The sequence below is a fragment of the Aequorivita marisscotiae genome, assembly GCF_029814825.1.
GTDB classification, from domain to species: domain Bacteria; phylum Bacteroidota; class Bacteroidia; order Flavobacteriales; family Flavobacteriaceae; genus Aequorivita; species Aequorivita marisscotiae.
The window spans coordinates 1,380,603-1,393,334 of sequence record NZ_CP122379.1 but is presented as its reverse complement, the minus strand read 5'-3'; the positions used below and the strand labels follow the sequence as shown (position 1 = coordinate 1,393,334).

General features: G+C 38.3%; 7 protein-coding genes. All 7 read right to left on the bottom strand.

All coding sequences use genetic code 11. The annotated features are described in order from the left end of the window. Nucleotides 1-38: 38 nt before the first annotated feature. Nucleotides 39-821 (bottom strand): energy transducer TonB, encoded by a 783-nt coding sequence (locus QCQ61_RS06375; protein ID WP_279449934.1) that lies wholly within the window; start codon nt 819-821, stop codon nt 39-41. 116 nt (nt 822-937) lie between these two features. Then, nucleotides 938-1,660 carry an energy transducer TonB gene (locus tag QCQ61_RS06370; RefSeq protein WP_279449933.1) on the bottom strand — a complete coding sequence of 241 codons (723 nt, stop codon included), beginning with the start codon at nt 1,658-1,660 and terminating at the stop codon, nt 938-940. A 54-nt stretch (nt 1,661-1,714) separates the two neighbouring features. Further along, nucleotides 1,715-2,122, bottom strand: coding sequence for a VanZ family protein (locus QCQ61_RS06365; protein ID WP_279449932.1), 408 nt, complete (start codon nt 2,120-2,122; stop codon nt 1,715-1,717). After that, on the bottom strand, nt 2,091-2,471 hold the full coding sequence (gene gcvH, locus QCQ61_RS06360) for a glycine cleavage system protein GcvH (RefSeq protein ID WP_279449931.1): 381 nt from the start codon (nt 2,469-2,471) through the stop codon (nt 2,091-2,093). Before gcvH ends, QCQ61_RS06365 begins: the two co-directional genes overlap by 32 nt. 26 nt (nt 2,472-2,497) lie before the next feature. Next, nucleotides 2,498-9,712, bottom strand: coding sequence for a T9SS outer membrane translocon Sov/SprA (sov, locus tag QCQ61_RS06355; protein ID WP_431605804.1), 7,215 nt, complete (start codon nt 9,710-9,712; stop codon nt 2,498-2,500). A gap of 3 nt (nt 9,713-9,715) precedes the next feature. Beyond that, on the bottom strand, nt 9,716-10,297 hold the full coding sequence (ruvA, locus tag QCQ61_RS06350; protein ID WP_279449930.1) for a Holliday junction branch migration protein RuvA: 582 nt from the start codon (nt 10,295-10,297) through the stop codon (nt 9,716-9,718). Nucleotides 10,298-10,382: 85 nt separating this feature from the next. Then, nucleotides 10,383-12,677, bottom strand: coding sequence for an NADP-dependent malic enzyme (locus QCQ61_RS06345; RefSeq protein WP_279449929.1), 2,295 nt, complete (start codon nt 12,675-12,677; stop codon nt 10,383-10,385). Between the last annotated feature and the right edge of the window lie 55 nt (nt 12,678-12,732).

Genomic DNA, 12,732 nt, shown 5'->3' with positions numbered 1-12,732 from the left:
TTTTTACAGAGAGCTTTGTATGAAAATCACGTTTAAGTTTATTGAATCTCAAATACAATTGGCACGGTGTACATAACTGCTACATTTTTATCACCTTGCTTTCCAGGTTTCATTTTTGGCAGGTTATTAACTACTCGTTGCGCTTCTTTTTTAAGATTGGCGTTATGCGAATTTGCCACTACTTCTGAAATAAAACCGTTAGAATCTATTTTAAAATTTACATAAATTCTATACGTTTCGTTGGGATTTAGGTTTTCTAAATATTCCTTTCGGAAATTTTTATTGATGAAGGCGTTTATCTTTGAAGACATACACTCAATTTTTTCATTGTTTGTGGGTAGCGATTCGCAACCTGGAAACACAGGTACAAATTCAACATTCATTACAGTTTTTGTGCCTTCGTTAGTCGTAGGTGTTTCAAGTGCTGGTTTTGTGGATATTGGAGTTTCAACTACTGGGCCATCGGTATTTGCAATTGGAGTTTCAATAACGGAAGCCGAATTAGGTTTTACATCAAAAACTGGACTTTTTACCGCTCTTTTAACAGGGGTTGGTTTTTTAACTATATCTTTTTTAGGAGCTACTATTGTTGGTTTTTCAATTTCCAATTCATAGGCAATGGTATAAGGTTCCTCTATTCCTTTTGAAGTATTTACACTAATTGTAGGATTACTTATTTCAAAGTCAGTTTGAACGATAAAGAAGACGGCCAACAAACTAACGATAACTCCAATCTGAAAAAACAATCGTGAGTTCCACGCAATATTTACACGCTTTTTATCTTCTCTTTTGCTTTGGGTATTTTTTACAGTTGTTTTCATATTGAAGTATTTTTAATGGTTTCTTACTTTACAATCAACAACTGTTGTGCCAAAACACGAAAAGCTCCGTCTTTACTGATAAAGACGGAGCTTTTAAAAAAATTTTATTTACAATTTTATTGAATATCGAACACTATCGGAAGCGAATAAAGAACACCAACTGGTTTTCCTCTTTGTTTTCCTGGCGTCATATCCGGAAGTGAATTTACCACATCTGTCGCTTCTTTTTCAAGTCTTGGGTGTGGTGCTCGAGCACGAACATCCACAACTTTACCGCTTTTATCAATTTTAAACTGAACGGCTATACGCTGTCTTCCTTCCAATCCCAAATCTGATGCAAGATTAGAGTTAAACTTTTTATTAATAAAGGCGCTTATTTTTGACGACATACATTTTTTCTTCGCGTCATTTGTTTTTTCACCTTCGCAACCAGGATAAACTGGCACATTTTCAATTACTGCAAATGGTACATCGGCAATTTCTTCTTCTACCACTTCTTCCTTAATTTCCTTAACCTCTACAATTTTCTCTTCTTGATTGGTTTCGGTAGATTCTATTATAGTTTCTTCAACGTCTTCTTCGTCTTCAATAACGTCAATAACCTCTGGCGCCGGTGGTGGCGGTGGTGGTGGTGGTGGAGGAGTTAATTGTTGTGTAATTGGAACTTCTTCTAAAAGTTCGTCACCTACGTCAACTTTTCCGAAATCGATATCAGATTTGTCGTAAGTTTTCCATTCAATAGCTTGCCATGCAAGAAAAAGCATTAAGACCATTCCAAGCTGAAAAAACAACATGCTTTTTCGGCTTACGTCTGCTTTCGGATTTTTTTTAGGTTCCATAATAGTGGGTTTATCGTGATGCTAAAATATAGAAATTATCATTCAATTTAAAACTTAATTAAAATATTTAGGTTTTAATTTATGTTTTAGGTTTTTGAAAAAAAAGATTCCGAGAATGGCGCCTGTTAAATTTGCGGCTACATCTAGGATATCTGCACTGCGAGAGTCTGTAAACAGCTCTTGAAATATCTCAATTATTATGCCATAAAACAATACCGAAAGTACTACTATTAAAATCCAATTTTTTTTAAAATGAAATTTATTCTTTACAAAAAAGTACAATAGCCAAAGGTTCACTAAAATAAAATGAATGAGTATATGAACTAATTTATCGGCTTCTGAAATCTGGGTTTTCGGTAAATTTTGACTCGAAAGAAAAAACAAACTGGTTATTACAATACTGTATAATAGTGCAATAAACAATAAGGTTTTAACCGCCAATAAGTTCTTTATAAGCGGCATCGTCAAGTAATTGGTCAATCTCGTCTGGGTTTGCGATTTTTAGCTTAATCATCCAACCTTCTCCATAGGCATCAGTGTTTACCTTTTCGGGTTCAGACTCTAGGTTTTCATTAAATTCAATAATCTCGCCCGTAAGTGGTAGAAATAAATCCGAAACTGTTTTTACCGCCTCTACCGTGCCAAAAACTTCTTCTCTATCCATAGTATCACCTACGGTTTCAACTTCTACATATACAATATCGCCAAGTTCGCTCTGTGCAAAATCTGTAATTCCGATGGTGGCAACATCGCCTTCAATCTTAAGCCATTCGTGATCTTTTGTGTACTTTAAATTAGATGGTATATTCATAATAATAATATATAAGTGTTTATTTCTTAGTTTCCAAAGTTATATCGCAAGGTAAATCCACTTCTAATGGTTGTTTGTGGAAAGGCCGTTGAAATAGCGTATTCAGAGAAGGTATGATCGTAGTAGAACAACGCGGTTAGGTTTTTGCTAAGCGCATAATCTATAGAAAGTTGCGCCCCGTAGATGGTTTGACCCGCTGTGGTTTGGTTATTTTCAATATCTAAATACCTAATGATAGTTATGTTATCGCGTCTAGAAAGATCTACCTTAAAGTTTAAGTCGCTAGTAATAACCGACTTTTTCCCGCCAAAATTGGTTGAAATCCTAAGATCTTTTATTCGATAGCCCAACCCGATTATGTATTCGTTTCCTTTTATTTCTGTAAGTAGATTGTTTGCGAAACTCATTGACAAGGCTCTATCTTTTCGCATTTCGGCAAGTATTTTAACCGAATTGTTCATCTCAAAATCCATTCGCAATAATGGTGAAAATTGTTCGGTTAAATTCACATTGGTCAATAATGTTTTCACCTTAAAATTACCAGATTGATCTATCTCCTCAGGCGTATTTGGATCGTAATCTAAATTAGACTGGAATTGGTTTACGGTATATGCAGCGCGATAACCGTGCGTTAGTGAAAAACGTTTAAAGTTTTTCTTAAACCAAGGCAGGTTCATTAAGCCGGTATATTTTATATCCCAGTTTGGAAGGGGTATGTCTCTAAAAATTCCGGTTTTTTCTTTTGAAGCATCGCTGCCTTTATACGCCGCCAGAAATGCAGGCAGTAAAACATCTTGACTGTTCCGACCAAAACCTACAGGAAAGCCCAGCGAATCGCGCGGTATTGCGCGGCCTTGATAATGCTCTTCTGCCAGCCTGTTTGCAACTAGTAATCTATTACTTCTGAAATCATCAAAAGCAGCCGAACCTGTTTCATCGCTTGAACCAAAGGCCGTTTTAATTAATAAGGTCGAAATATTAAAATTACCAAATGTATTAGGCGTTAACGATTGGTAGAGGTCATTCTGAACAATATAATTTTCAGAGTAATTTTCAGAATAAATTCGGCTTCCATTTACATCAATAGTTAAATCTTTAATGGGCTCCAGATTAGCTTGGATATCCATTTGTCGGCTTTCAACTTCTGTATATTGTTCGTTAAATTCGGGATACAAAGTTAACCAACCTTTGCGGGCGGCCAACTCTCTTACCTCGGCTTGGCTTCCCAAAACAAAACCTGCAGTAGGCTTTAATGTACCAATAAAACCAATTGATGGAAGGTAACCCGGCAAGTAAATACCGTTATTTTCTTGATAATTAAATTGTACTTTCTTAAGCATTGTTGCTAAACCAATAGCGGTATTAATGGCTTTATCTCCCGCATTTAATCCTCCGCCAGAATTTGCACCACCACTTAAAACACTTGGCACACGCGATTTTCCGCCGGCCAGAGTATTATTTTGCTCGGCCTCCAACTTACTTTCTCTGCTCGCTTTGCCCTCTCTTTCAGAACCTCCGCTAGCACCGCCTCTTTCTTCACCGCCACTTCTAGACTTACTTTTTCTAATTTTAGTAAGCCCTATGTAACGATAAAAACCGTTCATATCTAAACTAGAATTAATTTGATGTGTACTTGCGTTCTGGATAGAGTTCCCCAGATTATAAACATTTTTGCTACCATCGCTTAGCTCAATTTCAATTTCGTTGAATTGCATACTACCGCGCTCCCACTGATAATCACCAGTATAAGAATACGTAGCTCGAAGGAATTTTAAGAAAGGAAATTTACTAAACGGCAAATCGTAATTTAGTTGAAGCGACTGAAAATGTTGGTTCGGATCTCCTACATCAAAGAAGCCATCCCAAACGCCAATTTCATTATTAACGTCGCCATTTTCGTCTAAATAATTATTGACAACCATATTGTTAGACGACGTAAAATTAAGACGCAACGATTTGCTCAAGTTATGGTTGATGGTGTATTGCCAGTCAAAAAGATAATTGCGCTGATATAAAACAGGCAATCCTTTATTTCCGGGAAGTAAGTTTATTTCTCTAAATTTTTGTTCGTTATATTGGCGCGTAATATTAGAGCTAACCGAAATATTTGTCGGTAAGTAATTAAAGTTGAAATCTTTTAAAAACTGCCAATACTTCCCTGTAAATAGAGAGTCGTTCTTTTTAAATGGCTCCACCGGCTTTGCCGTAAAATTATAGTTATACGTTGCACCTGCGCGCACGCTCTGCTCTAAAGCATCTTCCACTTCAAAATCGTGATGATCTGTTTGATTGTATGAGAAAGAGCCCGTTAGGTTTTCTACATCATAAACTTTGGGCTTGCCCTCACCAGTACGCTCTTTTCGCACCCCAATAAAGTTTACGCTCTGACGCTTGGTATAATCTACGGCCTGTTCTTTAATTCTATCTCTTTCGGCTTCATCTTCTGTATTATCCAGTCGGGTATCGAGCTCGATATCCTGGAATTCCGGATCGTATTGCGGGGTAATTAATTCTTCCGAACGACCATAATTAAATGGCAGTTGAATACCCCATTTCTTTGGTAATAATTGCCCAAGGTTTACATTGGTAACCACATCGTACTGTTGCAGATCCTCGCGGCTACGTTGGTTCGGCCCTTGTTCAATAGAACCAAAGCCAACGGTACTTCTTTTTCCTGTGGCACTAATGGTAGCAAAATCGGCAAGGTTAGCGTCCATACTAACTACCGCAGCCCATCCGCCCTCGTTTTTAAGCTCAGACATTCTAAGTTCGTTAAACCAAACTTCACCACATAAATCGTTGTTTGTACTGTTTCGTACCCCAATCATGATGGTACGGACGTTTCCAAAACTTGGATTACCCTTAATTCCAATGGTAAGTTCATTTTCGCCACCGGGCAGATCTCCCTCGAGTTCCGATTGGGTATAATACACAACATCGGTAGAGTTTAATGGAGTTCGAGTTTTAACCTCCTGTAATAATGCCAGGGGAAGATTTAATCTATTTGCTACTGGCCAAATTTCTTCGGCGCTTCTCGCCCCAAAATTAGTCGGATTTAATGGAATTTGAACTTCATAATAGTTGTTTGTAAGGTCATTCCCCAACCGCATGAATGCCACCAATTGCCCATCACTTAGCGCGGTTTCATTTTGTAAAGATTCGGCGTGTATAAACATTTCCAGATTTTTGTACTGGCGCATATCTACATTAAAGTTTTTATAAACAGCTCGCCCATCATTAGGTTCCAACCCGCATACCCGCAACGAAAGTGATTGTTCGTTTTCGCGAATAATATTGTTATTATTGTTTAATTCCTCGCGTTCAAGCCCTGGAGGCAATCTGTATGGAATTGGCTCTCTGTTTTCGTTTTCTTCAATACTTACAGCTTCCACCTCAAATAGCGTATCGTCGTTTGCGGGATCTTCAAACGTTACCTCGTCTAAAGTTTTTTGGAATTTTCTATAATCGCCTCGCACCAGTTCCATGGTTCCAAAACGCAAAACGGTGTTTTCTGAAAACTGTGAAAGGAACATTCGCATAAACCGAATAGATCTATAATCAGAGATACCTCCTTTAGCTTGGTCTGGCTTGCTAATTGGCACTTTAAACTGAACCCAACGTACTGGAATTACGTTATTATTTTGTGTAGTAACCTCCAATTCCTTTACGTCAGAAATATATCGGTTATTATCTCTGTTCATTCCAGGATAAACAGGTACGTTGTATTCAAAATAGCTATTAATCGTGTTCATGGTATTGTCTCGATTAATATCTTCTACATCGGGTTGTGCAGTGCTTCCGCGATTTGTATTGGTAACTTCTACTGGAGAGTTGCCTTCGGTTCCGTTGTATTTTAAATAACGATCTAAAATACTTCCCTCGGCTTGTAGAAAATATTGATAATCGTCATTTGAAGGATCATCACCAAACTCACCGCCAAACTCTGCAATTTCTTGCGCATTATTTAAACCATCTAAACCTATATCTTGATTTATTCGTTCTTGGCCTTGTGTATCGAAGGTATAAACCAGTGATTGGTTTAAAGGAACTTTACCCCAAGCGGTTGAAGTGGTATTGGCTGTTCCACCATCTGCTGGCAAGCCATTTTCGTATTGTTTTCTACCATCTTTTAAGATATCTTCAGAAATACTACCTAAGTTAAAATTAATATTTCCACCTTGATTACCACTCGTTTCCTCGTAAATAAAAGGATCCATTACCCAGAATTGAATATATTCTACATTAGATTGTTCAAAATCTGTAGTGGTAAGTGGCCTCATAATTCCACCGAAATTATCCTCGGGGTTTGGAAGAATATTGGTGCCGGCAGCCTCAGGATTAAAATTATATTCCCCACGTTGCGAAGGGTAATACGCCAAATCTAAGGTAAATAAAGCTTGTGTTTGCCCTTGAATAATATCTTGATTCGGGAAGATTTCATCTCTAAAAACCCGACGTGTAAATGGCGAGGAAAGTTCTTCATCATTAATTCCTTCGGGGCGCTGACTACTATAAAAAATTGGGTCTATTGTGTACCAAGCCAATTTGGCTCGTTTGTAATTATACCGAAGATTATCATTTTCCAATTCACCTCCATAGTCTAAAGGTGTGCTTGCCAAGAACCAACTTGAAGGCGAACTAATATCGTTACCTGTTTGCGACGCTTCAAAATCATCTACATAAACGGTTGTTTTTCCATCAAAATCCGAAACTTTTGGAGCTCCAGGTTTTAGATAGGCAAATTCGCCCCGTAGTGAAATATTAGATTCAACATCAGTATCTATATTTGGAAGTTTATTCACCAAACGCGTTAAAAACGGCACTTCGGTTGAATAATTGAGATTCATTCCAAAAATAGTGTTATTAATAGGCTCAACTCCATAAGAAGATTTTTGCGTTAGCGGGCGTTCATTAAGATTTAAGTAAGTAGCGCCAATTAAAAATTTATCGCTGAATTTATGCTCTACATTCAATCCGGTAAAACGCTTGCTCTGTTGCCCAAACAACGAATTATTTTCGGTACTTACAGAAATTGGTATGTTACTATTTAATAAGGCAGGATCTAAAATTTGAACCCTTCCCAATTGATAGTTTACGGTGTAATCTACCCCTTCAACCAACGTTCTTCCACCTGCGGTAACAGTTACCGAGCCCTGTGGAATATTAAAAGCGCCAATAGGAATTCCATCTGCTCCCGTAGATTTATAACTTCCCTTTAATTGAAATTTATTTTTTTCACTTTCTTCCTGTTCTGCTTGTGTTTTTGTTCCCGTATAAAGCGTTCTAAATACATACTTTGCCTGGTTTGGGTTATAGGTTTCGGGCATTGAATAGTTAGCTGGTGCAGAAGGCAAGCTCAATTCATCAAACAAGTGTTTTCCAAATGGCTCTACGGTTGTAAAGATAATTCGTCCGTTTTGTGCATCGACGGTTATGCCCGGTAAAAAGTCAAAGAACCCATCGCCACCTTGTTGTGGGTCATTATTAAAGTTTAACCTATCGAGATTAAATACTTTTAAAAGAATTTCGTCTTTAACGTCTGGCGGCAGTTCTGAGCCAGCTTCGGTTAAATAATTTAACGGGGAAGGATCGGTATAAAGAATATTAAGTTTGAAGTCTTCCTTTTCTAGTTGGTAGCCACCAATGGGATAGATGTTTTTCATCATTAAATCCCAGATTGGTTCATTTACATTCGTGATACTACTCTTTAACAGTTTTACCACTAAGTTTTGTGCAAGTCCAGTTTCTTGTTCTGGCGGGTTACCTGTACCTCCACCGTTTCCGGGCTGTATACCACCATTGGCTTCTACCCCGTCATTCGAAAACTCACCTACCTGATACACCTTTCCGTTTACGGTAAATTGATAGGAAACCGCCAACACTTCATCGTTAGATAACCGTTGATTTAACGAAATATACCCCAATTGCGAATTTAACGTATATTCCCCTTGATCTAACCTTCTGGCACTTTCGAGGGTCACATAGTCTATTCCTTCATTTACCTGAACTCCCGTAAAACCGTCGCGTACTCGTGCAACATCTCGGATTAATGGGTTTAACAACGATGGGGGGCCACCATTTATTCCGAAAGGATTAAAAAGGTTGTTGTTATTATCTGGGTATGCATTTCTACTAGCTCGTATAAAACCACCAGGAGGAACGTCTAAACCAATATTTGTTGGGTCTGATTCACCAATATCTTGCAACGCCACTATATTGCGAACATTATCGGTACGACTGGTACGGTTGGTGATCCAAACCTCCATTCTTGTAATTTGCACATTACTATTTATGAACGGATATTGCTTCAAAGCACGGTTATAGTTATCTCTAAAATAATGCCCTAAAAAGAAGTGACGGTTATCGTCATAATCTAAGGCAAACAACTCGTAATCTGTGATGGTTGCACCCCCCTCAGCCGTAACTGTACGGGTTTCGGATTTTTGCTCTGAGAAAACCCCTGTAATGGTTGTATTACCAAACTGAAGCTGCGTTTTAACACCAAAAAGGCTTTGCGCACCTTGAATTAGCGAGCTATTGAGCGGCATACTAACGTTACCCACTTCAATTTTTTGAATTATATCGTCTTCGGTTGGTGTGTATTCTAACTTTATTTGATTTTGAAAATCGAAGGTGCTTTCCGTGTCGTAGTTTGCATTTACTTGGAGTCTGGTTCCTACTTTTGCCAAAAGACTTAAACTTATTCTCTGGTCAAAATCAAACGAAAAATTACTTCGGTTTCTAGGCGAATATTGTGGGTTATCCTGCTTTGTATACAGCAAACCAAGATCCATTTCTACAGATCCCTGTGGAATTACTTCAATAGAATTTCCGCCAAAAATAGACTCAAAAAAGTCTGAATTCACGTAAAAGGTGGGCAATAGATTTTTTTGTTGTTCTTCCGCTCCTTCTTTCCTTCCATCGGCAGCGTCAATTTTTTCTTTAAAATACGCCTTCATCTGCTCCTCTTGTATAAGGCGCTGATATTCCTCTGGCGTAAGAATAATGGGATAGGTAATTTTAAAACTACCCAAAGTTTGTGAATAAATATATCTATCTGTTATAGGGTCGTAGGTATACAGATTCTGAATGCTCGTAGGATTCGGAAGATCCAATCGCCCCATTTCGTTGCCAACAGCTGTGGAATCTTGTGCCAACGAAACATTGCCAACAAATATAAAACTTACTATTGCTAACAGCTTAAAAAAGCCACCCTTGTAAACGTAATTTTTTGCCTTCAAATTTTACAAATTTTTTAAAGCTTGTTTAATGATCATTTCTACTGAAGCCAGCGGATTTTCTTTCACAATTCCATCCACTACTTTTTCAGACTGTTTGCGAACAAAGCCCAGCGTCTCCAAAGCAGATAACGCTTCATTTTTATTAGTATTGCTTGCTCCAACAGAAATTGATGACAAACCATACACTTTTAAAATCTTATCTTTTAGGTCTAAAACTACACGTTGGGCGGTTTTAGCTCCTATTCCTTTTACCGATTGTATAGTTGGTAAATCGTTTTGAGCAATGGCGTCCAGCACTTGCTCTGGCGTTAACGAAGACAGCATTGTTCTGGCAGTACTGGCTCCAACCCCCGACACACTAATTAACAATCTAAATATTTCACGTTCTGTAACACTGGTAAAACCATACAAAATATGGGCATCTTCCCGAACGATTAGATGGGTATATAATTTTACATTTTCACTAGAGGGGAGTTCGGAAAATGTGTGCAGCGAAATATTGATAGCGTACCCTACTCCATTGCAATCTATAACTACATCGGTAGGGTTTTTTTCAACCAGTCTTCCCTGTATATGGGTTATCATGTGTTAACGAAAACTTAAAGGTTCAAATATAGTATAATTATTTGCAACTGCCATTGAGGTTTTTGGGAAAATATTGCCGTAAAAACTATGCTTTTGCCTGCTCCCTTGCGCGCTTTTCCTTCTGCTGGGCATCTACTACCGCTACCGCACTCATATTTACAATTTCCTCTACACTTGCACCTAATTGTAATATATGCACAGGTTTGCGCATTCCTAACATTATTGGGCCAATAGATTCTACACCGTTAAGCTCTTTTAATAATTTATAGTTGCTATTTGCCGAATCTAAATTTGGAAATATTAATGCGTTTACTTTTTTGCCTGCCAATTTTGAAAATGGAAATTTTTTCTGAAGCAGTTCTGCATTTAGTGCAAAATCTGTTTGCAGCTCGCCATCTACAACCATATCTGGATTGCTCTTATGAAGCAAATCAACAGCCTCGCGTACTTTTGTGGCGTGCGGATCTTTTGAAGATCCAAAGTTTGCGTAAGAAATCATGGCAATTACCGGATCTAACCCAAACATTTTCATTGTATAATTGGTCATCTGGGCAATTTTTGCAAGTTCTTTTGCAGTAGGATCAATATTTATGGAAGTATCTGAAATGAACAACGGCCCACGTTTGGTTAGCATCACATTAGTAGTTGCAACTTTAGTAACGCCTTCAAATCTTCCTACTGTTTCAAAAACCGGCACTACCACCGATGGATACGAACGTGCATAGCCCGAAATCATACAGTCCACATCGCCTTCGCTAAGCATCATTCCGGCAAAATAATTTCGTTCGGTCATTAACTTTTGGGCAGTGTAAAGCGAAATACCGCTTCTTCTTCTTTTTTCCCACAGTTTTTGAGCATAGTGTTGAAGTTTATCGGCATTTTCATCATTTTTAGGATCAATAATTTCTAAGTCTGCTTCAAAATCAATTTGCTCCATTAGTTCAAGAATAATTTCTTTTCTTCCTAATAAAACAGGAATCCCTATGCCTTCTTCAAACACTATCTGCGCTGCCTTTAAAACGTCTAAATGATCGGCTTCGGCAAAAACAATACGTTTGGGCGCTAATCTGGCACGGTTTAATAACAATCTAATTATTTTGTTGTCGCTACCCATGCGTTCGTAAAGCGCGTCCTGGTATTTTTCCCAATCCGTAATGGCCGAAGTGGCTACACCGCTTTCCATCGCTGCTTTTGCAACTGCAGGCGGAACGGCAGCTATTAACCGTGGGTCAAATGGTTTTGGGATAATATAATCTCTTCCAAAAGCTAATTTTGTTTCGCCGTAGGCAATATTAACTTGTTCGGGCACGGGTTCTTTTGCCAGATCGGCAAGTGCTTTTACAGCTGCCATTTTCATGGCTTCATTAATTTTGGTGGCTCTAACATCTAACGCTCCGCGAAATATAAACGGAAAACCAAGTACATTGTTTACTTGGTTGGGATGATCGCTACGGCCGGTTGCCATAATAATATCCTTGCGCGTTTTAATGGCCAAATCGTATTCAATTTCTGGATCGGGATTGGCCATTGCAAAGACAATAGGATTGGAGGCCATGTTCAAAAGCATTTGTGGGGTAACAATATCTTTCACCGAAAGTCCAACAAAAACGTCGGCATCGACCATGGCTTCTTCCAAAGTATCGATTTTTCGATGCGAAGCAAACTCGGCCTTTTCTTCAGAGAGATTTTCACGGTCTTTGCGTATTACACCTTTACTATCTAGCATTACTATATTTTCGTCTTTCGCTCCAAAAGATTTGTATAGTCTAGTACACGATACGGCTGCCGCCCCCGCCCCGCTGATTACAATTTTAACATCTTCAATATTTTTTCCGGATATTTCCAAAGCATTTAACAGCGCTGCGGCCGAAATAATAGCCGTACCATGCTGATCGTCATGCATTACCGGAATATTGAGTTCTTCTTTGAGCCTTTTTTCAATTTCAAAAGCTTCCGGCGCTTTTATATCTTCTAAATTTATGCCTCCAAAAGTTGGGGCTATATTTTTTACCGTTGCAATAAAAGCATCTATGTTCTCGGTATCAATTTCAATATCAAAAACATCAATGTCTGCAAAAATTTTAAAGAGCAAGCCCTTCCCTTCCATAACCGGTTTTGAAGCTTCGGGACCAATATTACCCAAACCTAAAACAGCAGTTCCATTAGATATTACTGCAACTAAATTACCCTTATTGGTGTATTTATATACATTATCTACATTTTTTTCAATTTCCAGACAGGGTTCTGCAACACCTGGTGAATAGGCCAAGCTAAGATCGCGTTGGGTAGAATAACTTTTGGTGGGTACCACCTCTATTTTTCCCGGTCTTGGTTTTGCGTGATATAAAAGGGCTTCTCTTCGTTTGCTCTGTTTGCTCATATTTTAGGGATAATTTTGCCGTTACAGCTATGGCTTATTTTGCCACAACCGATGC

Coding starts and splice junctions, on each gene's coding strand:
- QCQ61_RS06345 (WP_279449929.1), bottom strand. CDS start 12,677: ATGAGCAAACAGAGCAAACGAAGAGAAGCCCTTTTATATCACGCAAAA.
- ruvA (WP_279449930.1), bottom strand. CDS start 10,297: ATGATAACCCATATACAGGGAAGACTGGTTGAAAAAAACCCTACCGAT.
- QCQ61_RS06370 (WP_279449933.1), bottom strand. CDS start 1,660: ATGGAACCTAAAAAAAATCCGAAAGCAGACGTAAGCCGAAAAAGCATG.
- gcvH (WP_279449931.1), bottom strand. CDS start 2,471: ATGAATATACCATCTAATTTAAAGTACACAAAAGATCACGAATGGCTT.
- QCQ61_RS06375 (WP_279449934.1), bottom strand. CDS start 821: ATGAAAACAACTGTAAAAAATACCCAAAGCAAAAGAGAAGATAAAAAG.
- QCQ61_RS06365 (WP_279449932.1), bottom strand. CDS start 2,122: ATGCCGCTTATAAAGAACTTATTGGCGGTTAAAACCTTATTGTTTATT.